Source organism: Priestia megaterium (genome assembly GCF_046599315.1).
GTDB lineage: Bacteria > Bacillota > Bacilli > Bacillales > Bacillaceae_H > Priestia > Priestia megaterium_F.
Genome location: NZ_JBKIKC010000001.1, coordinates 277,684 through 300,063 on the forward strand (window position 1 = coordinate 277,684; position 22,380 = coordinate 300,063).

Below are 22,380 nucleotides of genomic sequence, written 5' to 3' on the forward strand. Positions count from 1 at the left end.
TAAGAGAAAGCGGGCAGCTAATTGAATTAGCTGCCCGCTTTTTGCGTCTTTATAAAATAAGAAAAGCAAATGTTAAATTAAGCTTTAGATGAAAGTTCGTCTTGATACTTTTGCTCTAATTTATCGTAGTAATCAATTTTCGTTTCAACTTTTCTAAAAGCTGCGTCCAGCTCTCTTTGTTTTTCCATCATTTTCTCTCTATGCTTTTCAAATATCTGCTTGCGTAAACCGATTGTATCATCGCCTTCTTGTGTTAATTCAACAATTTTACGTAATTCTAAAAGAGCGATATCCGTTTTTCGTAGGCAAATAATAAATTCCAGCCACTCTATATCGGACTCACTAAAAATACGGTTTCCGTTCTCATCTCTTTTTATAAAAGGTAAAAGCCCTTGCTGCTCGTAGTATCGAAGCGTATGCGTAGGTAGCCCTACCTTTGCAGCAGCCTCTTTAATATGATATTCCATTTCACTATACCCTCCATCGCTATTCTTGATACGCTGTTTTCTTTATGTATCTCAGCTTCCCATTTTACGGGCTCTTTCAACTGAGTCTCTTTTAACTATATATTTCGCTTTAATAGTATTATAAACATTAAAGTAAACGTTAAGGCAACTTATAAAGAGCCGCCTTGAACTCGGCAGCTCTTTTCATTTTTATATAAAGAATACTATTTAATCTGCGGCCGTCACTTTACTTAGTTCATTTAACAAATAATCCAGGGTTTGACTGATTTGAACTGTATTACGACTTGTAGAACCTTCTGTAAGTCCTAACATAACCATATGCTCTCTTGCTGTTTCGATTTCCGCCATTAAGACTTGCATGACAACGCCTTTATACCACTTCACAGCTCAACACCCTTTTTACTATACATATTGCTCATATGCGGTAATCCTAAACCTATCATACAGGTTTTTGGGGGTGAATAGCGAGTTTTAACGCTTTAACAGCTGTGTTTTTTTATGAAGTAAATACATTACTATACTTATAAATCCTCATGCAAATCCTTAGCCTCTAAAATATTCTCTGTAATACGAACCTTTCTCACACTCTATTTCATAGCGCAGCCTCGTTTGCTTCCTATAAAGCTCTTCAGACAGCTCATTAAATTCACCTTCTGTGATAGATCCATGAATTAAATTGTTGAATAAATTATTAAGATGTTCAGTTAATTCTTGAAGTTTTTTTTCTTTCAATGAACGTCACCCTTTAAAATAATTTTCATCTACTAAAATTATATCAAATAAAACGTTTTCATACGATATAAATCTAATGAATTATTGCATTAAAGTGATAACGTTATTTTTTAATAGTCTTACAACAATCAAAAGGCTCAGATAAATCGTTAATCACAGAATCTCCACGTTCCAACTCTTGCTCTTATACCACTCATTCGGCGCTTCTTCTTTACTCATATGATTTCAACAAAAATAGGTGGATAAAGACCATGGACAAAAAGGCAAATGGTATCAACCGTTTTGACAAAAGCATAGGATGAAAAGAAAATTAAACGAGAAGGGGAGAATCAGTATGCACTATACACCTTATTATCACCAGTGGCAAAATCCAGTGTATTACAGCTGGCAGCCATATAGCTATTATTTGCCGAATCACTATCACAACAATGAACATTTTCAGCAAAGAAATGGTAAATTAAAGGACTACGGACCAAGACCATTTGTTATTAACATTAATGAAGCATCAAAGCAAAACAATACCTACCGCACTGCTTTATGGACTGGGACACATTTACAAGTGACGTTAATGAGTCTCAAACCCGGTGAAGATATCGGCTTAGAAATCCATCCTAACGTTGATCAATTCCTACGTATTGAACAAGGACAAGGAATTGTTCAAATGGGCAAAAGTAAAAACAATCTAACTTTTAAGCGAAAGGTCTACGATGATGATGCCATATTTATACCCGCCGGAACATGGCATGATGTCACCAATACCGGTATCACCCCGCTAAAACTTTACTCCATATATGCTCCTCCAAACCATCCATTTGGTACGGTTCATGTGACAAAAGCAAATGCCTTAGCTGAAGAACATTAAAGATGAACAAGGCCTTATGGTTATGCATTATTGGAAGACTTTTTCAGAGCTAATGCTGCGTAAATAGATAGGATATTGACTAAAAGAAGCTGGCTAGAAAATCGGTGTAATACCTTTTCTAGCCAGCTTTTTTAAACTTGCTATACTTAAAAGAGACATAAAGGGTTTTATTGCCAGAGAAAGAATTATAGAATAAAATAATCTTTTTAAATAGATTAAAATAAATGAAAGGCAAACAGACGATGAAATTATTTTATAAAATCCCTAAATCAAACATAAACCCTTCTCTTAAACTAGTAAGAAAAATTATATATATATCTGTAGAAGCAGTGATTATGACGATGCTTATGATTAAATCTTTTACTGTGGCCTATGAAAACGACATAAATTTAATTCTCAGACAGCTCAATGAACTGAAAGTTTCGATTGGTGGATTTGGCATAAACGAAGCATTATTTTGGTTTATGATAAAGTCCAGTATCTGTACCATTGCTACATTTGACGTTTGCTTATACTTTAGAAAAAAGCAAAAAAGAAACAAAAGAGCTTTATGATTCATACGCTAAAGCTTTTACATTGGCCCGCTGCTGATTTCCGCGGGCGGCCGGTGAGCCTTCTCGTCGCTTACGCTCCTGCGGGGTCTCAACTGTTCCGCTTTTCCCGCAGGGTTCTTCGCTTTGCCCTCCACTCAACAGCTAGAAGCAACTAAACACCTGAAACCTACGTTCACCCTACTAATGAAAAAATCCCAACGAGTTTGATTTTCCATCAAGAATCTAGGTTCATCGTTCGGATCTTTCTTTAACTAAAACACTTTTGCCCCAGCCTCATTTTAAATAGAAAACAAATAAAAGTAGAGGCATATCACGCCTCTACTTTCTGTTTAGAAATCTACATCAATTTCTTCTTGAATGGTTCCGGTCACTTTTTCACTTTTAATTAACTGACCTTCTTTAAATGTTTCTTCTTCCTCATTCTTAACGGGTTTCAGCTGCTTATATGAAGGAGCTGAAGCAGAGCCAAGCTCTTTTTTAAGCAAATTAATTTCCCCTAGAAGCTCGTTTCTCAACGAATGAAATAACGTTTGAAATTCTTCTTTCTGACTGTCTTTCTGCCCGTTTTGTTTCACAAGCTTTGCTACATAATCCTGCAGTTCATTTGCCTGCGCAGACTCATATTCTTGGCGGCTTGCAGCAAGACGTGAATTCAATTCTTTTTTTAGTAAGGCAATCTCGCCTAACAGCTCTTTTCGAAGTGAATGAACTAACGTTTCTACTTCATCTTCTTTGCTCTTTTTTTGCAAGTCTTGCTGTATCAGCCTTACTATATAGTCCTGCAGCTCATTTACCTGCTGTTTTTGCTTCAGAAATGAAGACACTTCTGACGGAATGTCAGAGGTTTCAATCGTAAAACCTGCACGTTCATCTTCATTATTTACAGTCTGTTTCCTTACTTCTATCATACCTGCTGATAGATTGCCAGCTGTCAAAAACGCATTTGATAGTAAGTAAAATGGTGCAGCCATTTGGGAGCTTAGCTGACCGTACCAATCGTCTAATGCTTCCTTAAGGCGAGTGTGTTGATGACTCATTTAGGCTCCCCCTTTTTAAACGTGAACTGCGTTTGTTTCATGTCTGCTTAAGATCTCAAGACCGTATAAATTTAATTTTCGTGTATCTGGCAAGAAAAGATGATTTTCTTCTCTGATTTCTTCTCCGTACATGTTATCAATCTGCTCTTGAATAAACTGTTTAAGGATAGGAGCCAGTCCTCCGATATAAATATATTTATAGACTTTGTCTTTTGGCGACGGAAATAGATTTTCAACTTTCGTTAATAAAATTTGCGTATATTCCCTAAGCGAAGCGTGAATAGGCTCCGTAAGATCTACTTTTTTCCCGCTATTACCGTCTCTTTGCTCCATTTTTGCTTTTTGGATATTTGCAATAATAAATTCTTCTAATGAACGAACATCATCAAAATACTCAAGCAGTTTTTCATTTCTTAGCTTTTCAATATGCTTCAAATATGAAATGTCAGTAAGACACTTCAGCGAATTTCTGCTTTTAGGTGCTTGAAGTCCTGCAGGAAGCAGTGCAAGATCAACCGTACCTCCGCCCAAATCGACAATTAATGTTTCAAAATTTTTGAATGCATTTGCTTCTTCTCTATCCTGTAATTCAAAATCTTTTTTGATTGCCCAGCGAGCAACTTCGCTTTCGATACGGCATTTACTCGTTTCAACGTTCACAGTGACCGTTTTTTCCAATCCAGGAGTCAATACTGTAACCGTATGCTCTCCTTGAAAACGTTCGGCCATCTTATGCTGCATTTCACTGAACTTATTTGTTTTCTTAAGCAGCCAAATCGGAAGCATAGTCGAGAAGTAATTGATCTTCACAAGACTATCTTCTTTGTCTTTTCCTTTCAGTATGTTGTAATAAGCAACTGAAGCTAAGAACATGACATAAGGTATATCAGATTCAGTTTTATTATGTAACTTATTAATATGGATATTGCCTAGCACGTGTTTCTCTGCTGCATCTCCTACTAAATAATATTTTTCTACGCCTTCAATTGTTGTAGAAATCAATAAATTTTGAAGAAGTAGTTCCGGTTCATGTACACTTGAAGGAAAATGACCTTCCGCCTGATCTTTTGTTATTTCTACTACGTTTGTAGGAATTTCATAGTAATAACCATCCACTAGCGTTTGAAAAATTGAGTTACCAAAATCAACGTTTTGACGTTTGATATCCATCCTTATTTCTCCCCTTTATCTTTTTGTGACAACACTAATAAGTATATATTTTCATCTTTTGTTTGTCTAAGTATTTAAATAATTTATGTTATTCTAAATTGACAATTAATTGATGTTAGACGACTAGCTACGTTAAAAATCGCTTGAAATGTTTCCATTTACCATTACCCATTTTTGAAGGAAATGTAACATGTGACTTATGCCTGAATTTTTCACAATCGAAGCCGGCTTTTTACCTCTTAGACACAAAAAAACAAGAGAGTGAGACATAACCAAATTAATTCCATCTAAAGACGAACAAATGGGATACATGAGCTAGTATGGATCACTTGTTACACCGCTGCTGATTTCCGTGCAAGGCTTCGCTTTCCGCGGGCAGCCGATGAGCCTCCTCGTCGCTTGTGCTTTTCCCGCAGGAGTCTTCGTCTTGCCCTCCAATCAACAGCTAGAGGCAGTTAAACACATGAAACCTACGTTCATCACAACAACAAAAAATCCGAACCATCAATCAGATTAATAGTTCGGATTTCACTTCAACTAAGATACTTTTGTCCCGTCCTCTTGTTTTTCATTTATTGATAACGCCATTTGTTTTGTTTTCTTTGTGGATTTTCTGGCAGTTTACTAAAACCTATTTCTTCAAGACCTTTTTCTAACGTCGCTCTTGTTTTTATCGTTCCAAAATCAACGCCTAAATCAACAACGGTTTGCGCGATTTCCGGACGTATTCCTGTAATCATCGTTTTAGTGCCGATAAGCTGTAAGGCTTTTACAATTTGAAAAATATTGTCCGCTACCATCGTATCTACGATAAGAACACCTGAAATATCAAATATTAAATAACGCAGCTGCAGCTGAGCACTTTTTTCTAAAGCCGTTTCCATAATAAGCTGTGAACGATGCGTATCAATTTGTCCAACGATAGGCATCACAGCGATTCCTTCAGAAAGAGGAACGATTGGAACGGACAATTCTTCTAGCGCTGCATAAGCGCGTTTTATTGTATCTGTATTATGCACTTCATAAATATCAACAAAGATATGATTAAGCTGATCAAGCATAGGATCAATTTTTTTACTTACATCAAGCATCGTAATAGGAGCAAACTGCTTTTGCTGCAGCTCTTCTGTAAAAACACCCCATATCACTGTTCGAAAAAGAGCTAGCGATTTTAACGCTTGACTCAAAGAAAGTCCGTTCTCCACAGCTACTTTCCCTATATCTGTACCCCACTGGACGATTTTCTTTAAAACGACTGACTCCTCTTCAAATAGCGACTCGCCTAAATACTCAATGAGTTCTGCTCTCCATTGTAAAACTTGGCCTTCTTCTTGGTAAACAAGCTTACGCTTATATTCGGAGTCCATCAGATCAGAAAATTGTATCGCTAATTCCCGTTTATTTTCGATAATTTTCTTCCCAATATATAACAACTCATCCCTCATCTTTTTCTTTATCTCCTTTAGTCAGTAAATTAACGCTTACATTTTATAACAATAGTTATATCACAGACAATACAAAAATATAACCGAAATGAAAAAATTGTGAAGCCAGCGCTATTTACCGTTATAGGTACTCTTCTAATAGGTATAAACAACATAGAAAGGATTGAACTTTTATCGTCTGGGTAAAAAACTACTATTAATCTATTTTTATACTTATGAGGAGGAATGTTAAATGAATAAACGTAAAGGAACCGTTACATCATTCAACAAATCAAAAGGGTCAGGATTTATCACACCCGAGGATGGATCAAAAGAAGTGTTCGTTCACTCCAATGCGGTTGAGCGTGATGAATATAAAAGTCTATCAGAAGGACAGAAAGTAGAGTATGAAATCCAAGAAGGAGCTAAAGGACCCAGCGCTATAAAAGTATACCCTGTAAATTGAGAGAATGGTTATTTGCATACCATTGCTCTATATGCACAAAATTACAGGTAGATTCTCCTATCAATCTCTTTGAACACAAAAGCACCTCTTAGATTTTTATTTCTAAGAGGTGTTCATTTATATTCTTTCTATTAATGCCGGCCGGTCTGCGCTTGAGCAATAACCTTTCCATCTGAACTATAAACAAATACAACGGCTAAGGAATTGTACGGGTCTTTATCCCATAATTGACTTGTATAACATGACGTTTCTCCCTTGTTTACCATGCCGTTTCCACCGGAACTGTTACAGAATGTTCTAGCATTAGAAGAACTCGAAGATCCTTCATATCTGTACGTTCCGACGTTTGCATACCCGTTGTAAGGGGAGTTATTATAAAATTTCACATATCCCCATGCTGTATGGCAATAAGCGCTTCCTTTTAACTGCACATAGCCGATTTTTACACCGCTTTTATAAATATACTTCGTTTCATAAGTAATGGGGCTCTTGCTTGCACATCCTGTTGTGTACGGATTTGAACCATCATACGATAATGCAGATGCCTTACCCGTAGGTCCAACGCCAAGAAATAAACCAAAAATCAGCAAAAAGAGAACTCCGATATTGAAGACTTTCTTCATCAAAAACCATCCTCCTTTATTTCTTTGACAAACACAGCTATTACTTTATTTGAAATTTCTGAACTTTTCATCAAACTATACTACTGTTACATCATAATAAATAGCCGTGTTTTTTTGGAGGAATATGGTTTGAGCTAGTTATTTTTGCTGATAAGGCCTGCTATCCTGATGAGCTGTATAACAGATCGTTTTCTATTTGGGACTGCAACTATCAGGCAAAATATTCACTACTCATCTTCTTCTAAAGTTATCTTGAGTCAGAAGAACGCTTGCTATCAGCTATCGCTGTCCGCTTGCGTCGAAACTTGCCAAGTTACCCCGAATTTGTCTGTTACTTGTCCATATAACGGGCTCCAGAAAGTTTCTTGAAGCGGCATCATTACTTCGCCACCTTCTTGAAGCTTTGCGAATATTTCTTTCGATTTTTCCGCATGACTTACCGTGATGGCCAAAGTGACTTGTGATCCAAGCTGATAAGGCTGACCTGGAAACGTATCAGAAAACATCAGGTCAGTATTGCCAACTTTTAAATGTGCATTTAATATGCGGTCTTTGGCTTCTGTTGGAATAGGAGACTCTGGGTTTTTGGGCATTTCTCCGAAAGTTTGAACACTAATCACTTGTGCATCTAACGCATCTTCATAAAATTTAACTGCTTCTTGACCATTCCCATTCAAAACTAAATAAGGGTGGATTCCTAAAATCATACTGAGCACCTCTTTTTACATTTTAGTTAGCTGTTTAAAACTAACACGAAACAGAACGTATGTTCCTTTTTATGTTACCATTTCCTTTCTATTTATACAACAACTTTATTTCTGTATCCTGCTCTATCCGACAAAACAATTTCTAAAATGATGTGCTTTATTTTTGCTTAACATCCCAGAAAGTTTGTGATATAATTCACAATTATAGATATCCATAACAAACTAACTCTTGAGTACTTTCTCAAACAAGAAACTACCTCGCTCCAATGCTAATGAAACGGGGTAGCTTCTTTCATACATAATTGATTTTAGTTCTACACTTTACGATCGTTTCTTCTCAGATCAAAGTCATTTCGTGAAGACTTATCCCTTTTCCATTACTTGATGCCGTAATATTCTTCAAGCGTGATTCCTTTACTTTTAATCGCCTGCGCCACTGATTTGCCTACATATCGTAAATGCCACGGCTCATATTTATAGCTGGTTACCGCATCTTTCCCTTTTGGATATCGAATAATAAATCCATATTCCGTTGCGTGAGCATCCAGCCAATTTGCCTCTTTTGTTCCGCCAAAGCAGTCTTGAGCGGCACATGTACCATCTCCTTTTGTTACATCAGTTCCAAGGCCCGTCTCATGTTCACTCGTGCCTGGCAATGCGCTGTAAGTTGCCGCTTTATCATAACCGTCTCTTTGGACATACGCTTTGCGTTGCATGTGAACGGTAAGCCGATACGCCAAGAAGCGTAACACCTTGTTTTTTGGCACCCGCAAATAACTGTGCAATAGCAGCAGCTGCTTCACTTCGCATTTTTTTCTTTTCCGTTTGTTCTTTGAATGTAAATGGAATCGTTGTATATACTAAATCTTTCGGAACATAATTCTCCGGAAGCTTGTTTTGTTTATTCACGACAACTTGTATGCTTTCAGGGTTCGAAACCACTTTCATGCCCGCTAATGCTCGTACATATTGACCGCTTACATAGCCAACCTTACCTTGATAGGTAATTTTCACCCAGCCATTTGCCACTTTAGCCATTACGTCCAGCTGTGTTCCGGCTTTAAGTGTTGCCATAATGGCATCAGCAGTTGAAGGAGCTGTTCGAACATTTAAATTCGCTGTCGCCACATACACAGAAGATGCTGGAGCCGTTTCAGAAGAACCTGTTGATTCCTTTACGTACTGCGTGCTTACGTAACCCGTCTTGCCTTGATAGCTTACTTTCAGCCAGCCGCTTGATGCTTGTCCCACTACCGTTAGCTGCGTGCCTTGTTTGACTGTTGCAACAATCGTGTTCGACGTGGATGGGCCGCTTCGAATGTTTAAATTCGCCGTTGTTGTATACGTTTCCGCCGCTGCGCTTGCTACAGCCGGCTCACTCATCAATTTTGAAGAATGAAGACCTAGAGTTCCTGCTCCTACAAGTGTAAAAACAAGGCCTGTTACCATTAACTTTTTGTAAAATGTGTGTTTGTACACTTCTGTCATTTTTTATACCTCATTTGCAAAATATAATAGAAATACATGCTGCTAGTTTAATAGGTTAAGTAAAAACGGGATCCGATGTTTAAGCTAAACCTTAAACAAACAACATTAAATAAAATCATTCGACGTCTAGAGTCTTTGTACCATTCCTTCGTTCCAACTAGCACGTACTTTTAGAATACCGGATAATCATTTCAAAGTTATATTAAACTTGTTTCCAAACTGATACATTTTCAACAAAAATAGAATAATAGAGCAGAAACAGCAAAAAACCCTTACGTTTATTTCCAACTGCTTAGGGTAAAAAATAACTAAAAACAAAGATTGAGATGGTGATAAAATGGACACGACAACGGATTTTTCCTCAACCGCATTTCGAGAACCTCATATATTAAAACAGCATATTTTTGATACTCTTCATTTTTACTACCTCGCTTGCATCGACCAGAAAAACGGCGGGTATATCCATGAATTCTATGACGACGGCACCGTTAACAACACGCACTCAAAGCACTTGGTGAGCACGGCGCGCTTTATTTATATTTTTAGTATAGGTGCTCTTTTAGACGGACCTGAGTGGTGCAAAGAAGCAGCTTGGCACGGCATTCGTTTTTTACAAACCAACCACTATGACAAAGATCACGGCGGGTACTTTTTTGAAGTAGCCGATGACGGAAAAGTCAACGATGATTCCAAACAAGCATACGGACACGCTTTTGCTCTTTTAGCTTCTTCCATCGCGTATCAAGCCGGCATTCAAGAAGCAAAAGAAACCATGGAACAAATATATGACGTGATGGAAGAGTACTTTTGGGAAGACGTGCACGGCTTTTACCGAGACGAATGGGACGTGTCGTGGTCAGCTTCTTCTTTATATCGCGGACAAAATGCAAATATGCATATGTGTGAAGCGATGCTTTCTGTGTTTGAAGCCACCAGAGATAAAAAATACTTAGACCGGGCGTACACGCTTGCAAAAGGTGTTACCCAGCGGCTTGCTGAACGGTCTGGCGGCATGATTTGGGAGCACTATGATACAGACTGGCAGCCGGATTGGAACTACAATAAAAACAATACAAAAGATGAATTTCGCCCGTACGGCTTTATACCAGGACATCAGTTTGAATGGAGCAAGCTGCTTTTATGGCTTGACCGGCACCGTTCGGAAAACTGGATGACAGAGCGTGCAAAATATTTATTTGATAAGGGCTGGAACCGAGGTTGGGATGCTGAGAACGGAGGTCTTTACTTTGCACTGTCCCCTCAGGAAGAGGTCATTGATAGGGATAAAAACTACTGGGTGATGGCTGAAGCCATTTCTGCGGCTTCTCTGCTTGGCGTTAAAACCGGAGACAGCGGATATTGGAAAGCATACGACGCGCTGTTTTCCTACTGTCAAAAACATTTTATCGATCACACATATGGAGGCTGGTATCAGCTGTTGAATCAGCAAAATGAACGCTACAGCTCGACAAAAAGCCCGGCGCCTAAAACCGATTACCATCCTGTTGCAGCTTGCTATCAAACGCTGATAGCCCTAAATTCTTGCTAAGATCACGATAAAAAAGAAACCGTTTTCTTCCAGATGCGTTTATTTCGTTTATTTAAGGGAATTTACTTACTAACAATCATTGTTTATATATTTCAGAAAAAGTACGACTATATATATACGAGGAGTGAAGATGATGTATTTTTATGCTTTAGCACAAGGAACAGACTCTGGGGACCCAGTCACACTGCATCATACAAGAAAGTTTTCGAAAAAAGAATTTTTAGAGATGTTCAACGAAGCATTAGATGAGTTGGATGCGCATCCAGCTCCGGTAGATGTTGGTGAATACCTTTGCCGTACGTACGGATTTCAAGAAATTGAAATCGAGACGGGTGTTGTATGCTACTGTGCCCCATTTAGAAAGCTAGATGAGTCAGATATCATAGAAGACCGTACGTACATGGATGCCACGACTGGAACACTAAAATACAACTGATGGAAAACGAAAGGTTGGGTGCGCGTGAAAATTGTACAGAACGTTTATCGAACGAGTGAAGCTGTACCAGAATCCGGTGCTTACATTTGCGAAGAAGGTGAAATTAAGCTTTTTCAAAAAGATGACCTTTTTACACCATGTCCTCACACGCGTGAATCCACGACGTGGAAACCTGTAGATGATGCCTTTTCAACAGGAGAACTTGTTCCGCAAACCGGACGCTATACGGACGAAAATGGCAATCAAGTAAAGCTAAAAGAAAATGATTTATTTCCAAGATGCCTTCGTTCAGGTGAACCTGCGACGTGGAGGCGCGGATGACACGCAATAAAAAAGCCGCTTTTATAAGCGGTTTTTCTATTTGAAAAATGAATTCTTTTTTCTTCCTTTTAACAGGTCACCCGTCCAGCCTTTCATTTTTAAATAAAGATAAATGGCAACGGTCGAAAGAACAATTAAAATAAGCGCATAGACATAGCCAAACTTCCAGTCAAGCTCGGGCATCCCTTTAAAGTTCATTCCCCACAGTGCCCCAAAAGCTGTTAAAGGGGTACTGATGGCAGTTAGCAGTGTTAAAGCTTTCATAATCTCATTTCCTCTATGAGTAGACACAACTTCTTCTAATTTAATTAACGCGTCAAATTCTTTTTGGTACTGTTCAATCAGTGTTAGACCGATTTCAATTTTTTTACACATTCGCTCATATTCAACCGTTTGGTTAATTTTTTTGTGAAACGCTTCTTCTATCCCCATTGTCACTTCTCGAATAGAGCTGATTAAATTTGTCCATATAAGCAGGTCATACCGCGCTTTATGAATATCATCTAACACATTCGTGTTGTTGTTATGACGCACTTCCCACAGAAGCTCTCTGAAATGACTTTCAAACTGATCAAATCCATTCAAGTGCTTTTTCATAATTTCGCCTAAAAGAATAAAAAAGCTTTCTGCCGTATTAGAAGAATGCTTCATGCGTTCAATCATTTGTTCATGATGAGTATCTTGTAGGATTTCCAAATCAATTCCCGCCGTTATAATAAACTCCTCGGTGATATAAAAATGAAACGAATCGTAATTTTTTTGATCAAACGACTCTTTATGATAAATGAGTGAACCATAAATGAGCTCACTTTCTCCTATTATATCTACTTGAATATGGTTAGAATTTTTCTTTTGCAGCTGATGGCAAAACCATTCATTTCTTGGATACTGATAATGTTTGATGACATCAGCTATTTCATCTGCTTCTTCTAAATCAAACTGATACCATTTCCAATGATCGTTCGTCACGGTATTCATACTTTCCCTCTTTCCCCTTTTATTAGAATTTTTCCCTATATACAATCACTTAAAACCTAACACGCAAAATAAACATACATTTCATATCTATCTTTATAAAAAAGGTGCTATAATAAATACGTTGTGCACATGCGCGATGCTTTATCAGTTTGAGAGGAGAATAACAGTGAAGAAAGATATCGCTTTACGTTCTTATCTGCTAGAAAATGCACCAAATATGACAGAAGAATGGTATGAGTCTTTGGACAAAAATTCTTCTGAAGGCGTATACACCTCTAGTGACCCCGACGTCATTAAACGCTTAAAAGCGCAAAACTATGAATTTCATTTATATATTAGCAACATCTTTATAGAAGACGAAAAAAGCTTTTTTGAATCTTTTAACACGTGGCTAAATAAAGTTGCCAAAGACCAACAGCATCTCAGAACACCCATTCAAAGTATTATTAAAGAATTTATGAACGTCCGCAAACAATATTGTGATTATATTCGCCGATTTGCAGAACTTCATGAAGACGCGACTCAGCAGCATCTCGATATGTGGAATGAAAAAGTAGTAAGAGTATTTGATATTATTATTTTAAAATTCATCACTGAAGCGCAGGAATACGCATCAAACCGCCTCCGCTCTCAGCAGGAAATGATTCATGAATTAAGTTCACCTGTTATTGTGATTAAAAAAGACGTGGCTCTTCTACCATTAGTTGGTGATATTGATACGGCAAGAGCGAAAATGATTTTAGAAAGCACGTTAAAACAATGTGCAGAGAAGCAAATCTCTCATTTGTATATTGATTTATCAGGAGTTGTGGTGATCGATACAATGGTCGCACACGAGCTGTTTCAGCTGATAGATGCACTTGATTTAATTGGCGTTAAATCAATTTTATCGGGCATTCGTCCTGAATTAGCTACTACTGCAATGCAGCTTGGACTGAAATTTGATCATATACGAATTAAATCAAATCTCGCTCAAGCATTAGAAGATGATTCAAAAATTGTCATTGCTTCTAATACTTATTAATAGTGTGATACTAACAAAAAAACAGCCCGAGAAGGCTGTTTTTTATTTTCTATGATGAATACGTTCAGAACCCGATTCATTCTTCGTTTTCTTTTTATTTTTCTCTTCTTTTTGTTCAAGTCCTATGTCTTCCATTGGCATAGGGTCCACCGTTTCTTCTTCTTTGAAACGCTCAAATAACGTTTCGTCTTGATCAGTTACACGCTGTTCCGTTTCGTCTCTTTTTTTTGGTGTATTTGAAATAGATCTTTTCGAGCATTCTCCCATCTTTTCTCCTCCTTTATTATAGGTGAAGCAATTATGTGTTCATAAAGTCCCCGCCGTTGACATGAAGCGTTTGCCCCGTCATATAAGATGAATCATTAGATGCTAATAGTACATAGCAGCCGACGTGTTCTACAGGGTGTCCAGGTCTGCCCATCGGCGTATCTGTACCGAATTCTCCTACTTTATCGCCTGAGAAAGTAGACGGAATAAGCGGTGTCCAGATTGGGCCCGGCGCTACGGCGTTAACGCGAATGCCGTCTTTAACAAGCGCTTGCGCCATACTGCGCGTGAAGCCATTGATTGCTCCTTTTGTCGCCGTATAATCAATCAGCTGAGGATTTCCACGGTAGGGATTAATCGACGTTGTATTAATAATTGCACTGCCTTTTCCTAAGTAATCAAGCGCTTTTTTCGTAAAATAAAAGTAGGAATAAAAGTTCGTTTTGAACGTTCGTTCAAGCTGTTCACTTGTAATTTCTTTAATGCTTTCTTTTGGATGCTGTTCTCCTGCATTGTTCACAAGAATGTCAAGCTTTCCTAGCTCGCTCACCGTTTTTTCCACCGCTTCATTACAGAACGATTCGTCTCCTACGTCTCCTGCAATCAGCAGACATCTTACACCTTCTTCTTCAATGCGGGCTTTTGTTTCTTCCGCGTCGCTATGTTCGTTTAAGTAAACGATGGCTACGTCTGCTCCTTCTTTCGCATAAGCAATGGATACAGCTCTTCCAATTCCGCTGTCTCCGCCGGTAACTAACGCTACTTTTCCTTTTAATTTTCCTGTACCAATGTAATTGTCATCCTCATAAATAGGGAGAGGATTCATCTCGCTTTCGATACCAGGCTGACGGTCTTGCGTTTGCTCGGGCTGACCTTGGGTTTGTTGTTCTTGTAAATTCATTTTAATCTCCTCCTATTTTTTTGATGGAACTTTTTAGTATAGTCTACGTTTAGCCTTCTGTTTTGAAGTTCAAACATCTTTTTAAAAAATTTATTATGTTTATATATTCTTTTGTTACCTTGGAAAATTGATAGAAAACAAGTTTAAAGTTGGAAACAAAGGTTACATGATAAGTAGAAGATGCATTTCAGAAATATCTTTTTGCTAGGAGGTTTGCTAGGAGGTTTTTTTGTCTATGAAACACATTCAAGTAGCAGCAAATCGAGAGGAGGCAACCTGCATCATCGACTATTTTTTAAAGAAAGGATTTACAAGTGAAGACATTTATCTGCTGGCCTATGATAAAGAATGGTCTCATGATTTAACGGATGCAACACATACCAAAAGATACAGAACGGCGGAGCAAGGGATTTTTGAAACAGCGGTAAATATGCTTCTTTGAAGAGAAGATGAGCTGCTTTCAAAAATGGCTTCTCTCGGCTTGTCTAACCAAGAAGCAGACTCGTATAAAGAAGAGATGAAACGGGGGCGTATCGTGGTGATTGGTACACAAAAGCAGTCCATTCCCTACTAAACTAACTCGAACGTTTTTTAGTAGCTTATAGGGGTATTTAGTAAAATAAAACATTTTTTTATCAAGAAAGGAAGTTATAACAATGTTAAACTATTTGGGAATTCACATAGGCTCTCTTTACTTTCCTACAAGTGTTCTTCTTATTACTCTTCTCGTATTAGTCGGTTTTTTTATTTATTTTTTCTCCCGAAGAAGAAGAAATCGACAGCAGTCACGCGAGCATTCCCGAGGAAAATAAAAGAAAAACCAATTTCAAAAGCCCTTCATCCAGAAGGGCTCGCTTCGCTATAAAACAGGCAGATACTTCTCATAGCGAGGGTTTACATAAAAAGGCGGACGAGGCCCCAAAAGCGGCAGTATAAATAGTTGAGCGTCAGAGTTATAGGTTACTTCCACCGTCTGATTTGATCCGTCCATTAGCAATAGCTTCACTTCTTCGCTGTAGTAATATCGCATGAACTCCCCTTCTTTCTCGCATTCTACACTCTTTATACGTATGCATGAGAGATAGATCTATGTCATAGAGTGAAAGAGTGATGCTTTTTGAGGAGGTTCTTTTATGTGTCCAAACGATGAGTTCTATAAAGACAAGCAAGGCTATCCGATGCACCCCAATTATGGAAAAATCACGCGCTATGAAGACGTGCCGATTACGGTTCCTGAACAGCGGCAGCTTCGCCAGCCTGGATTAGAAAGTTTGATGGTTCCGCGTCCCATTATCGAAAATCCGCATTACAAAGGCAGCGGCAAATTAAAAGGAAAGGTTGCTCTCATTACAGGCGGTGACAGCGGAATCGGAGCTGCCGCTGCAATTGCCTTCGCTAAAGAAGGAGCAAACATTGCCATTGCTTATTTAGATGAACATGAAGACGCAAATCGTACGAAAGCACGCATTGAAGAACTGAGTCAAAAATGTGTGCTGCTTCCCGGCGACGTGCGGGAAAAAAAGCACTGCAAAGACATCGTAGAAAAAACAGTGGAAACGTTCGGTCAGCTTGATGTTTTGTGCAATAACGTAGGGGTTCAGTTTCAACAGCTGAGCCTTTTAGATATCACTGATGAACAGTTTGATCATACGTTCAAAGTGAATATCTACTCGCATTTTTATACGACGAGAGCCGCTCTGCCGCATTTAAAAGCTGGCAGCTCGATTATCAATACCGCTTCAATTGTGACATATAAAGGCTATGAGCAATTAATTGACTATACGGCAACCAAAGGAGCCATCGTCGGTTTCACTCGTGCGCTTTCCAATAGTGTGATTAAAGACGGCATTCGCGTGAACGCCGTAGCTCCAGGCCGTATTTGGACACCGCTCATTCCAGCAAGCTTTTCAGCTGATCAAGTAACGCAAGTGGATAATCCGATGGAACGCCAAGGACAGCCGTTTGAACTTGCTCCGACCTACGTGTATCTCGCGAGCGACGACTCACGGTTTGTCACAGGGCAAACCCTTCATGTAAACGGCGGAGAGTGGGTTTCTTCTTAAGCAGCCCAATATAAAAAAGCGTGAAGCCAAGCTCCACGCTTTTTTATTATTTATGGGATTCTTTTTGCAAAGGTGATTTTTCAATTAAACGTGTAAACCGGTAAACATCAAGCTCTTGTCCTACTTCTGAAGGCAAATACCCAAACGTCGTGAAGCTGTCCACAGATTCCGGTTCAAGTGATAGTGACAATAAATTGTTTTGCGGCTGAGATGTTAAAAAGACGTAGCTTCCTTTTGGGAACGTTACTGTTTTTGACTTGACGATTGTTTGCACGTCCACATTTGGCTTGTTTTCGTAGGCTTCATTTTCTATGCGGCTGCTGACGTTATACGCTTCTACTGAAAGAGCCGTTTCTTTCGTTAATTTGAAGCCTTTTACTCCTTGTCCCTGCAGCCTTGCTGCTACATCTTCATGTCCTGGTTTTAAAATATAAGCAGTCGGACGTTCGCGGACAAGCGTCGGTGTTGCTTCTTTTGCACTGTAGTACGTCACGGGAATTTCTTTAACAGACGCACTTTCCACATCGACCATTTCTAGTGTGGAGTTTGGTATTTTTTTATTTTCACTGTTGACAACAATTTGGTCATGGTCATTTGCATTTTTTCCTTTTTTGACAAGTGCCGCTTTTTCTTTTGCAATCAGCGCTTTAATTTGTTTGGCATTAGCGGCTGTTTGCGTAATCAGCTTTTCTTGCGTAGCAATTTGCGCACTCACTCGCCGCGGAAAATCTTCTCGTCCAATGCCGATTCCCCTGCTTTCGACTAAAAACGAAAACGATGGATACAAGCCTAATGAGTTTCGGCCGATCCGCGGTTCAACTGAGCCTTCTTCCACTTCAAGCTGCCCTTGTTTATTCACTTGAGACGTATAGTATACCTCTCCTGAATATCCTTGCTTTTCAATTGCCTGAAGCGTGCTGTTCACAAACAGTTCATCAGACACGTCGCGAATGTTCTGCGGAATATTTAAGTTTCGCCCGGACTGCAGTAAAATATCGTGATACTTCCACACGCCTTCTTTACCAATATTTTTAAATCCGCTGTTGTAAGGCGTATATTCATGAGCGTCGATGACCACTTCTGGTGAAAAGCGGTTAAATTCAGCTCGTATGCTCTGCACTTCCGGACTTTCAAGCTTTATGTAGTCACGGTTTCCATCTAAATTATTTGCCAGCTGACGCTTGAATGCATAAGATCCGTCTGGATTAATGCGCGGCACAATCACAATGTTCACTTTATTTAGCACATCTTTTCCAAAGTCTTCTGTCAAACGCGTCGCCACGGCTAGTACCGATTCGCCGCTTGCCGGTTCATTACCATGAATTTGACTTTGAAGCCAAATCGTTGGCTTTTTGGATGTCTTTCCATCCGCAAATTTCTTTTCCTTCGAAAAGTACAGAGCCGGAATTTCACGCCCTTGCTGTGACTTTCCGATAATCTTAAGCTTTACGTACGGACTTTTATGAGCAAGTTTTTGGACATAGCTCATCATTTCTTCTTGAGTCGTAAATGCATCTTGTCCTTTCATAAACGCGGGCGTTGCTTCATCCACCTTTATTTCCGGGTAAAGCGCTTTAATTTTTTCGGGCTGGTTATAGTCTTTTCCGTAATAAGGCACATCAGCTTGTACCGCAAGCGGCGACAGCAATAATCCAATCGACAAAAGAGCCGGCACGGTTGTCTGTTTCACAGTTTTTTCCATTCATTTACTCCTCCCCGTCCCCTTGATTAGACATTTTAAATTTTTTAAATATTTAAAATGTTACATAAATAATTATACCGTTTAAGGAAATAACTTCAAGATAAGGAAGCTGAACCTTTTTGACTATTTTTAGTGTATGAGACGAGTGCAGTTCTATAAAAAAGTGATTGAGACATAACGAAATCAATCCAATGTGAAGATAAACAGTCAGGATAAATGGTCTGGACTGCTTGTTCCACCGCTGTTGATTTCCGTGCAAGGCTTCGCTTTCCGCGGGCGGCCGATGAGCCTTCTCGTCGCTTGCGCTCCTGCGGGGCCTCATCTGTTCTGCTTTTCCCGCAGGAGTCTTCGCCTTGCCCTCCAATTCCAATCAACAGCTAGAAGCAACTGCATACATGAAACCTACATTCACCATGATAATAAAAAAACACGAACTATTAATCAATTTTCGATAGATAGTTCGTGTTTAAATTTAACTAAAATACTTTTGTCCCAGCCTCTACTCTATAACAAAGTCCGCTTCTGCTTTTACCACTCCGTTTACAATAACAGAAAGGGTATGCATACCTCTATAATGTTTTCTGGTACTTAAATCTTTAAACGCATGCTTTTTTGTGACTGTAAGCGTTTGGCCTGCTTTCCCTTGAACATTTTTTAACATGAACACTTTTTGAGTGCGGTTTCCTTTGGCTTTTACGTAATGAATTCCATACTCTATTCGAAGCGGCATGTTTTTTTCTACCGATAATTCAAAGGAAAAGTCAATGCTATCACCAATCGTAATAGTATGTGGCTGCAAGCTAAGCCGTGCGACATTCACTCCCGGGTCATCTCCATAGCCAAAAAGAGACAGAGCTTCAGGATCTCCTTTTTTGAGCAGTGAACGACACGCATGTTTGACAATCCAGTCGGTTTTAACGTCTTCACCGTGCCACCTTTTCACAACATCAAGCATCCAATGTTTGTCTATGTATGAAATATCATTTAAATGATTGGCTACGCTTTTGCGGACATATAGCGATTCATCGCATTTTAACTGTTCTAAAATTGGCAGCGTTTGCTTCGGTTCCTGCTTTAACTCAGGTACTGATTGTCCCCATGGAAGTCTAGGACGACTCCCTTCGCTTGCTAACCTTCGAATATGGTGGTTTTGATTCCCCGCCCACTCAATCATTTGCTCAAGCATTCGATTTTTATCTTGAATTAAAAACGGACGCACCGCAAATTCTGACGTGGAAAACGGCGTAAAAAAAGCGAGTGCTTTCATTGAAGCTTCCCAAGCGTTCAATCCGTAAAGTTCAACGTAATCTGGAAAAATAGTGCCTTGAAGTCCTCCTACCGTTGGAGCTGCTTTATATAAAATATGAAGTGCTTCTTCATAATCCGCTGGCAGCACTTCATACATGGAAAGTGTAATTCTTCTCATGCGCTGCTTAAGAGCTAAGTCTTCCCAATCTTGTTGAAAAACCAGCTCATGAAACGCTTTTTTATCAAATGAGCTCATTTCACGTGAAAAAGCGTCACTCAAGTGCGTAATCAATTCTTCATTAAACACGCTTTTACGTAACTCTTCAGCCATATCTATCCCTCTTTTCCCGGTACCATTTTATTTTCTTCTAAATGAAGCGCTCGCTCGTACAGGCCTTTTTTAAAGATTTGCATAAACAGCTGCTTATTTTTGACTTCTTTGAATCCGTACTGACTATACAAGCCGTGAGCGTCTTTTGTCGCCAATAGAATTTTTCGTACGTTTTGAATCGGCTTATAGCGAATCATTTCTTGTACCAGCGCTTTTCCAAGTCCATTGCCTCTTGCATGCGGAAGAATAAACACATCCGCCAAATAAGCAAACGTCGCAAAATCAGAAATAATCCGTCCGAACCCTACTTGTTTATCACAAGCATCATACACACCAAAACAAACGGAGTGTTCGATGGACGTTTGAACAAGGTGAAACGGAATTCCTTTTGCCCAGTACGATTCATGATGAAGGTACGAGTAAACGACATCTATATCAAGCTTTTCTTTATTCGTATGTATGGTAAACTCATGGTTTTCTTTCATGCTGTATCCTCCTTGCTTCTCTAGCATAGCACAAATGTTCGCCATAGAAAAAGCCTTTTACAGGGAAAAGGCTTTTAGGCTAGTATGATATTTTTTTAGAAACTGAAGGTTTTTTTCTAAAGCGTCTTCCGACCATGTAAATAAGCGGGCTGCCAATAATCGTTGGCAAAAACCAGTAAGAAAGAGCCGGAAGCTTATTTAACAGCGGAATACTGTCTCCAATATTCACAAGAAGTGCGGTAACCGCTCCGATATAAGACCCCAGCATACCGCGAATATGGTGTTGAAGCCAGCTTTTCCATTTTCTCTTACGTGCTGTATAGCCATACATCGCTAATCCATATGAAAACACCGCGATATAAAATAAATAAGCAATTTCATTCCATTTCCAAATTGATAGAATGATAGCGGTAGCGGCTAGGGCTGCATAAGCACCATGATACACTTCTCCCCATTTTGTATGCCCTCCTTTTGTCTTAGGCACTAGCATAGACACCGCTCCTGAAAGCAAACAAATCATGCCGAGCCCAATATGTATACTTAATATAACTTCAAATAAATCCAAGACGCTCTCTCCTTTTATGTCCTTCTCTTTTATATCTTCGGCTAACACATTTAATTTTTAACAAAATATCCCTATTTATTTACGAACGTTTTCACTTTAATCATTGGAAGGTTCTTTAAAATCGGTCTGTTTTTCTATGCCGCTGTGCTGGGCCTTTCTCACGTGTTTAAGCTTAAAAACCCGTCACCGCTAGTATTTTCCATTGGCTTAGTCGTTTTGTTTTATTCGTTGTCTCTTGCTCAAAACTATTTTGAACATGTCTATGAAGGGTTAAAAATCGGTCCATTTACTTTACATTTTCCGGTTCAAATCGTCATACCTGCTCTTTTGCTCGTGATCACCTTTTTAAGAAATCGAAAGAATTTACCATCTGCCACTATGAAAAAGACCGCAGAGAATTCATCGTATTTTCATTTCTCTATTGGTTTTAATCTCCTAAAATTATACAATATAGGCAAGAAGCCAAAAGGAGAACCACTATGATTGGATTAGTTCTTTCTATTTTGTTATTTAACGTTCTTGCCTTTAAAACAAATAAGCGCTTAACGGCAAATCAAATTGTTCACATTTGGATGTTCACCATTGCTGCTCAGCATATCTTTGACGTCTTTATTAATTTCAAGTTTCACGGCTACTGGTATTTTACACCTGATACAGACTGGCAAGGTTTTTTTGCCTATACCGTTCTCATTCCGCCGGTGAACATGCTTTTTCTTATCTACTATCCTTTCACCGGAACATTCATCAAAAAAGCTGTCTATATCTTCGTTTGGTCGGCTGCTGTTTTACTTTACGAAATGATAGCTCTTCTTCCTGCTCCTTGGGGGTATTTTCACTATGGATGGTGGACATGGTGGTATTCGCTTTTCTTAAATCCAGTTTTGTTTTGGATGGTGGTGCAGTATTACAAGTGGGTGTGTAAAATAGAAAAAAGAGCAATAACTTAAAAACAGAATAGCTGCCGGACAAGCACATTATCA

At 38.9% G+C, this 22,380-nt stretch carries 28 protein-coding genes and 1 pseudogene; 10 read left to right on the forward strand and 19 right to left on the reverse strand.

Translation table 11 applies throughout. The features are described 5' to 3' along the window. Positions 1-77: 77 nt before the first annotated feature. The 3 genes from ACLHDF_RS01630 to ACLHDF_RS01640 form a co-directional block, all read right to left on the reverse strand. The gene (locus ACLHDF_RS01630) at positions 78-467 is read right to left on the reverse strand and encodes a MerR family transcriptional regulator (RefSeq protein ID WP_413917300.1); all 390 of its coding nucleotides are present in this window, start codon (positions 465-467) and stop codon (positions 78-80) included. Positions 468-674: 207 nt separating this feature from the next. Continuing rightward, a complete protein-coding gene (locus ACLHDF_RS01635; RefSeq protein WP_413917301.1) occupies positions 675-851 on the reverse strand; it encodes an aspartyl-phosphate phosphatase Spo0E family protein in 177 nt (58 codons plus the stop codon). 159 nt (positions 852-1,010) lie between these two features. Beyond that, positions 1,011-1,199: a hypothetical protein gene (locus ACLHDF_RS01640; protein WP_013058178.1), complete on the reverse strand. Its 189-nt coding sequence runs from the start codon at positions 1,197-1,199 to the stop codon at positions 1,011-1,013. 334 nt (positions 1,200-1,533) lie between these two features. On the opposite strand from ACLHDF_RS01640, the gene ACLHDF_RS01645 reads away from it, so the two are divergent. After that, entirely contained in the window at positions 1,534-2,061 is a 528-nt protein-coding gene (locus tag ACLHDF_RS01645; RefSeq protein ID WP_413917302.1) for a cupin domain-containing protein, read from the forward strand. A gap of 548 nt (positions 2,062-2,609) precedes the next feature. On the opposite strand, the gene ACLHDF_RS01650 is transcribed toward ACLHDF_RS01645, so the two are convergent. From ACLHDF_RS01650 to ACLHDF_RS01665, 4 genes are all read right to left on the reverse strand, one after another. Beyond that, the gene (locus ACLHDF_RS01650; RefSeq protein ID WP_413917303.1) at positions 2,610-2,753 is read right to left on the reverse strand and encodes a hypothetical protein; all 144 of its coding nucleotides are present in this window, start codon (positions 2,751-2,753) and stop codon (positions 2,610-2,612) included. Positions 2,754-2,944: 191 nt separating this feature from the next. Continuing rightward, positions 2,945-3,652 (reverse strand): hypothetical protein, encoded by a 708-nt coding sequence (locus tag ACLHDF_RS01655; RefSeq protein ID WP_413917304.1) that lies wholly within the window; start codon positions 3,650-3,652, stop codon positions 2,945-2,947. A 15-nt stretch (positions 3,653-3,667) separates the two neighbouring features. After that, the gene (locus ACLHDF_RS01660) at positions 3,668-4,822 is read right to left on the reverse strand and encodes a hypothetical protein (protein WP_413917305.1); all 1,155 of its coding nucleotides are present in this window, start codon (positions 4,820-4,822) and stop codon (positions 3,668-3,670) included. A 572-nt stretch (positions 4,823-5,394) separates the two neighbouring features. Then, the gene (locus ACLHDF_RS01665) at positions 5,395-6,267 is read right to left on the reverse strand and encodes an STAS domain-containing protein (RefSeq protein WP_413917306.1); all 873 of its coding nucleotides are present in this window, start codon (positions 6,265-6,267) and stop codon (positions 5,395-5,397) included. 232 nt (positions 6,268-6,499) lie between these two features. On the opposite strand from ACLHDF_RS01665, the gene ACLHDF_RS01670 reads away from it, so the two are divergent. Next, a complete protein-coding gene (locus tag ACLHDF_RS01670) occupies positions 6,500-6,712 on the forward strand; it encodes a cold-shock protein (RefSeq protein ID WP_413917307.1) in 213 nt (70 codons plus the stop codon). Between the two features lie 131 nt (positions 6,713-6,843). Here ACLHDF_RS01670 and ACLHDF_RS01675 read toward each other — a convergent pair whose 3' ends face one another. The 3 genes and pseudogenes from ACLHDF_RS01675 to ACLHDF_RS01685 form a co-directional block, all read right to left on the reverse strand. Then, positions 6,844-7,335, reverse strand: a complete 492-nt coding sequence (locus ACLHDF_RS01675) for a DUF2690 domain-containing protein (protein ID WP_413917308.1) — start codon at positions 7,333-7,335, stop codon at positions 6,844-6,846. A gap of 275 nt (positions 7,336-7,610) precedes the next feature. Next, positions 7,611-8,042 (reverse strand): VOC family protein, encoded by a 432-nt coding sequence (locus ACLHDF_RS01680; RefSeq protein WP_413917309.1) that lies wholly within the window; start codon positions 8,040-8,042, stop codon positions 7,611-7,613. A gap of 377 nt (positions 8,043-8,419) precedes the next feature. Continuing rightward, positions 8,420-9,530, reverse strand: a pseudogene (locus ACLHDF_RS01685) (D-alanyl-D-alanine carboxypeptidase family protein). A gap of 337 nt (positions 9,531-9,867) precedes the next feature. On the opposite strand from ACLHDF_RS01685, the gene ACLHDF_RS01690 reads away from it, so the two are divergent. The 3 genes from ACLHDF_RS01690 to ACLHDF_RS01700 all read left to right on the forward strand — a co-directional run bounded on the left by ACLHDF_RS01690 (position 9,868) and on the right by ACLHDF_RS01700 (position 11,836). Then, a complete protein-coding gene (locus tag ACLHDF_RS01690; protein ID WP_413917310.1) occupies positions 9,868-11,079 on the forward strand; it encodes an AGE family epimerase/isomerase in 1,212 nt (403 codons plus the stop codon). 133 nt (positions 11,080-11,212) lie between these two features. Further along, positions 11,213-11,515 carry a hypothetical protein gene (locus ACLHDF_RS01695; protein ID WP_413917311.1) on the forward strand — a complete coding sequence of 101 codons (303 nt, stop codon included), beginning with the start codon at positions 11,213-11,215 and terminating at the stop codon, positions 11,513-11,515. 24 nt (positions 11,516-11,539) lie between these two features. Beyond that, positions 11,540-11,836, forward strand: a complete 297-nt coding sequence (locus ACLHDF_RS01700; protein ID WP_413917312.1) for a hypothetical protein — start codon at positions 11,540-11,542, stop codon at positions 11,834-11,836. A gap of 36 nt (positions 11,837-11,872) precedes the next feature. Here ACLHDF_RS01700 and ACLHDF_RS01705 read toward each other — a convergent pair whose 3' ends face one another. Next, on the reverse strand, positions 11,873-12,814 hold the full coding sequence (locus ACLHDF_RS01705) for a magnesium transporter CorA family protein (protein WP_413917313.1): 942 nt from the start codon (positions 12,812-12,814) through the stop codon (positions 11,873-11,875). Positions 12,815-12,980: 166 nt separating this feature from the next. Here ACLHDF_RS01705 and ACLHDF_RS01710 point away from each other — a divergent pair, with 166 nt between their 5' ends. Further along, complete coding sequence (locus ACLHDF_RS01710) at positions 12,981-13,838, forward strand: STAS domain-containing protein (RefSeq protein WP_413917314.1); 858 nt, start codon at positions 12,981-12,983, stop codon at positions 13,836-13,838. Between the two features lie 42 nt (positions 13,839-13,880). Here ACLHDF_RS01710 and ACLHDF_RS01715 read toward each other — a convergent pair whose 3' ends face one another. Together ACLHDF_RS01715 and ACLHDF_RS01720 are read right to left on the reverse strand one after the other, a co-directional pair. Next, positions 13,881-14,105, reverse strand: a complete 225-nt coding sequence (locus ACLHDF_RS01715; RefSeq protein WP_413917315.1) for a hypothetical protein — start codon at positions 14,103-14,105, stop codon at positions 13,881-13,883. A gap of 31 nt (positions 14,106-14,136) precedes the next feature. After that, positions 14,137-15,006 (reverse strand): SDR family oxidoreductase, encoded by an 870-nt coding sequence (locus ACLHDF_RS01720; protein ID WP_413917316.1) that lies wholly within the window; start codon positions 15,004-15,006, stop codon positions 14,137-14,139. Between the two features lie 235 nt (positions 15,007-15,241). Here ACLHDF_RS01720 and ACLHDF_RS01725 point away from each other — a divergent pair, with 235 nt between their 5' ends. After that, positions 15,242-15,448 (forward strand): general stress protein, encoded by a 207-nt coding sequence (locus tag ACLHDF_RS01725; RefSeq protein ID WP_413917317.1) that lies wholly within the window; start codon positions 15,242-15,244, stop codon positions 15,446-15,448. A gap of 417 nt (positions 15,449-15,865) precedes the next feature. On the opposite strand, the gene ACLHDF_RS01730 is transcribed toward ACLHDF_RS01725, so the two are convergent. Beyond that, positions 15,866-16,036 carry a hypothetical protein gene (locus ACLHDF_RS01730; RefSeq protein WP_413917318.1) on the reverse strand — a complete coding sequence of 57 codons (171 nt, stop codon included), beginning with the start codon at positions 16,034-16,036 and terminating at the stop codon, positions 15,866-15,868. Positions 16,037-16,139: 103 nt separating this feature from the next. Here ACLHDF_RS01730 and ACLHDF_RS01735 point away from each other — a divergent pair, with 103 nt between their 5' ends. Then, positions 16,140-17,069 carry an SDR family oxidoreductase gene (locus ACLHDF_RS01735; protein WP_413917319.1) on the forward strand — a complete coding sequence of 310 codons (930 nt, stop codon included), beginning with the start codon at positions 16,140-16,142 and terminating at the stop codon, positions 17,067-17,069. Positions 17,070-17,115: 46 nt separating this feature from the next. On the opposite strand, the gene ACLHDF_RS01740 is transcribed toward ACLHDF_RS01735, so the two are convergent. The 5 genes from ACLHDF_RS01740 to ACLHDF_RS01760 all read right to left on the reverse strand — a co-directional run bounded on the left by ACLHDF_RS01740 (position 17,116) and on the right by ACLHDF_RS01760 (position 21,400). Continuing rightward, the gene (locus ACLHDF_RS01740; protein ID WP_413917320.1) at positions 17,116-18,771 is read right to left on the reverse strand and encodes a M14 family metallopeptidase; all 1,656 of its coding nucleotides are present in this window, start codon (positions 18,769-18,771) and stop codon (positions 17,116-17,118) included. A gap of 95 nt (positions 18,772-18,866) precedes the next feature. After that, positions 18,867-19,145 carry a hypothetical protein gene (locus tag ACLHDF_RS01745; RefSeq protein WP_413917321.1) on the reverse strand — a complete coding sequence of 93 codons (279 nt, stop codon included), beginning with the start codon at positions 19,143-19,145 and terminating at the stop codon, positions 18,867-18,869. Between the two features lie 125 nt (positions 19,146-19,270). Continuing rightward, positions 19,271-20,350, reverse strand: coding sequence for a DNA alkylation repair protein (locus ACLHDF_RS01750; protein WP_413917322.1), 1,080 nt, complete (start codon positions 20,348-20,350; stop codon positions 19,271-19,273). 2 nt (positions 20,351-20,352) lie between these two features. Further along, complete coding sequence (locus tag ACLHDF_RS01755; protein ID WP_413917323.1) at positions 20,353-20,835, reverse strand: GNAT family N-acetyltransferase; 483 nt, start codon at positions 20,833-20,835, stop codon at positions 20,353-20,355. Positions 20,836-20,914: 79 nt separating this feature from the next. Then, positions 20,915-21,400: a DUF2306 domain-containing protein gene (locus ACLHDF_RS01760; RefSeq protein WP_413917324.1), complete on the reverse strand. Its 486-nt coding sequence runs from the start codon at positions 21,398-21,400 to the stop codon at positions 20,915-20,917. A gap of 99 nt (positions 21,401-21,499) precedes the next feature. On the opposite strand from ACLHDF_RS01760, the gene ACLHDF_RS01765 reads away from it, so the two are divergent. Together ACLHDF_RS01765 and ACLHDF_RS01770 are read left to right on the forward strand one after the other, a co-directional pair. Next, the gene (locus tag ACLHDF_RS01765) at positions 21,500-21,883 is read left to right on the forward strand and encodes a GerAB/ArcD/ProY family transporter (protein ID WP_413918243.1); all 384 of its coding nucleotides are present in this window, start codon (positions 21,500-21,502) and stop codon (positions 21,881-21,883) included. Continuing rightward, positions 21,880-22,347 carry a hypothetical protein gene (locus ACLHDF_RS01770; RefSeq protein ID WP_413917325.1) on the forward strand — a complete coding sequence of 156 codons (468 nt, stop codon included), beginning with the start codon at positions 21,880-21,882 and terminating at the stop codon, positions 22,345-22,347. Before ACLHDF_RS01765 ends, ACLHDF_RS01770 begins: the two co-directional genes overlap by 4 nt. Positions 22,348-22,380 lie beyond the last annotated feature (33 nt).

Coding starts and splice junctions, on each gene's coding strand:
- ACLHDF_RS01630 (WP_413917300.1), bottom strand. CDS start 467: ATGGAATATCATATTAAAGAGGCTGCTGCAAAGGTAGGGCTACCTACG.
- ACLHDF_RS01645 (WP_413917302.1), top strand. CDS start 1,534: ATGCACTATACACCTTATTATCACCAGTGGCAAAATCCAGTGTATTAC.
- ACLHDF_RS01655 (WP_413917304.1), bottom strand. CDS start 3,652: ATGAGTCATCAACACACTCGCCTTAAGGAAGCATTAGACGATTGGTAC.
- ACLHDF_RS01660 (WP_413917305.1), bottom strand. CDS start 4,822: ATGGATATCAAACGTCAAAACGTTGATTTTGGTAACTCAATTTTTCAA.
- ACLHDF_RS01665 (WP_413917306.1), bottom strand. CDS start 6,267: ATGAGGGATGAGTTGTTATATATTGGGAAGAAAATTATCGAAAATAAA.
- ACLHDF_RS01670 (WP_413917307.1), top strand. CDS start 6,500: ATGAATAAACGTAAAGGAACCGTTACATCATTCAACAAATCAAAAGGG.
- ACLHDF_RS01675 (WP_413917308.1), bottom strand. CDS start 7,335: ATGAAGAAAGTCTTCAATATCGGAGTTCTCTTTTTGCTGATTTTTGGT.
- ACLHDF_RS01680 (WP_413917309.1), bottom strand. CDS start 8,042: ATGATTTTAGGAATCCACCCTTATTTAGTTTTGAATGGGAATGGTCAA.
- ACLHDF_RS01690 (WP_413917310.1), top strand. CDS start 9,868: ATGGACACGACAACGGATTTTTCCTCAACCGCATTTCGAGAACCTCAT.
- ACLHDF_RS01695 (WP_413917311.1), top strand. CDS start 11,213: ATGTATTTTTATGCTTTAGCACAAGGAACAGACTCTGGGGACCCAGTC.
- ACLHDF_RS01705 (WP_413917313.1), bottom strand. CDS start 12,814: ATGAATACCGTGACGAACGATCATTGGAAATGGTATCAGTTTGATTTA.
- ACLHDF_RS01715 (WP_413917315.1), bottom strand. CDS start 14,105: ATGGGAGAATGCTCGAAAAGATCTATTTCAAATACACCAAAAAAAAGA.
- ACLHDF_RS01720 (WP_413917316.1), bottom strand. CDS start 15,006: ATGAATTTACAAGAACAACAAACCCAAGGTCAGCCCGAGCAAACGCAA.
- ACLHDF_RS01725 (WP_413917317.1), top strand. CDS start 15,242: ATGAAACACATTCAAGTAGCAGCAAATCGAGAGGAGGCAACCTGCATC.
- ACLHDF_RS01730 (WP_413917318.1), bottom strand. CDS start 16,036: ATGCGATATTACTACAGCGAAGAAGTGAAGCTATTGCTAATGGACGGA.
- ACLHDF_RS01735 (WP_413917319.1), top strand. CDS start 16,140: ATGTGTCCAAACGATGAGTTCTATAAAGACAAGCAAGGCTATCCGATG.
- ACLHDF_RS01740 (WP_413917320.1), bottom strand. CDS start 18,771: ATGGAAAAAACTGTGAAACAGACAACCGTGCCGGCTCTTTTGTCGATT.
- ACLHDF_RS01750 (WP_413917322.1), bottom strand. CDS start 20,350: ATGGCTGAAGAGTTACGTAAAAGCGTGTTTAATGAAGAATTGATTACG.
- ACLHDF_RS01755 (WP_413917323.1), bottom strand. CDS start 20,835: ATGAAAGAAAACCATGAGTTTACCATACATACGAATAAAGAAAAGCTT.
- ACLHDF_RS01770 (WP_413917325.1), top strand. CDS start 21,880: ATGATTGGATTAGTTCTTTCTATTTTGTTATTTAACGTTCTTGCCTTT.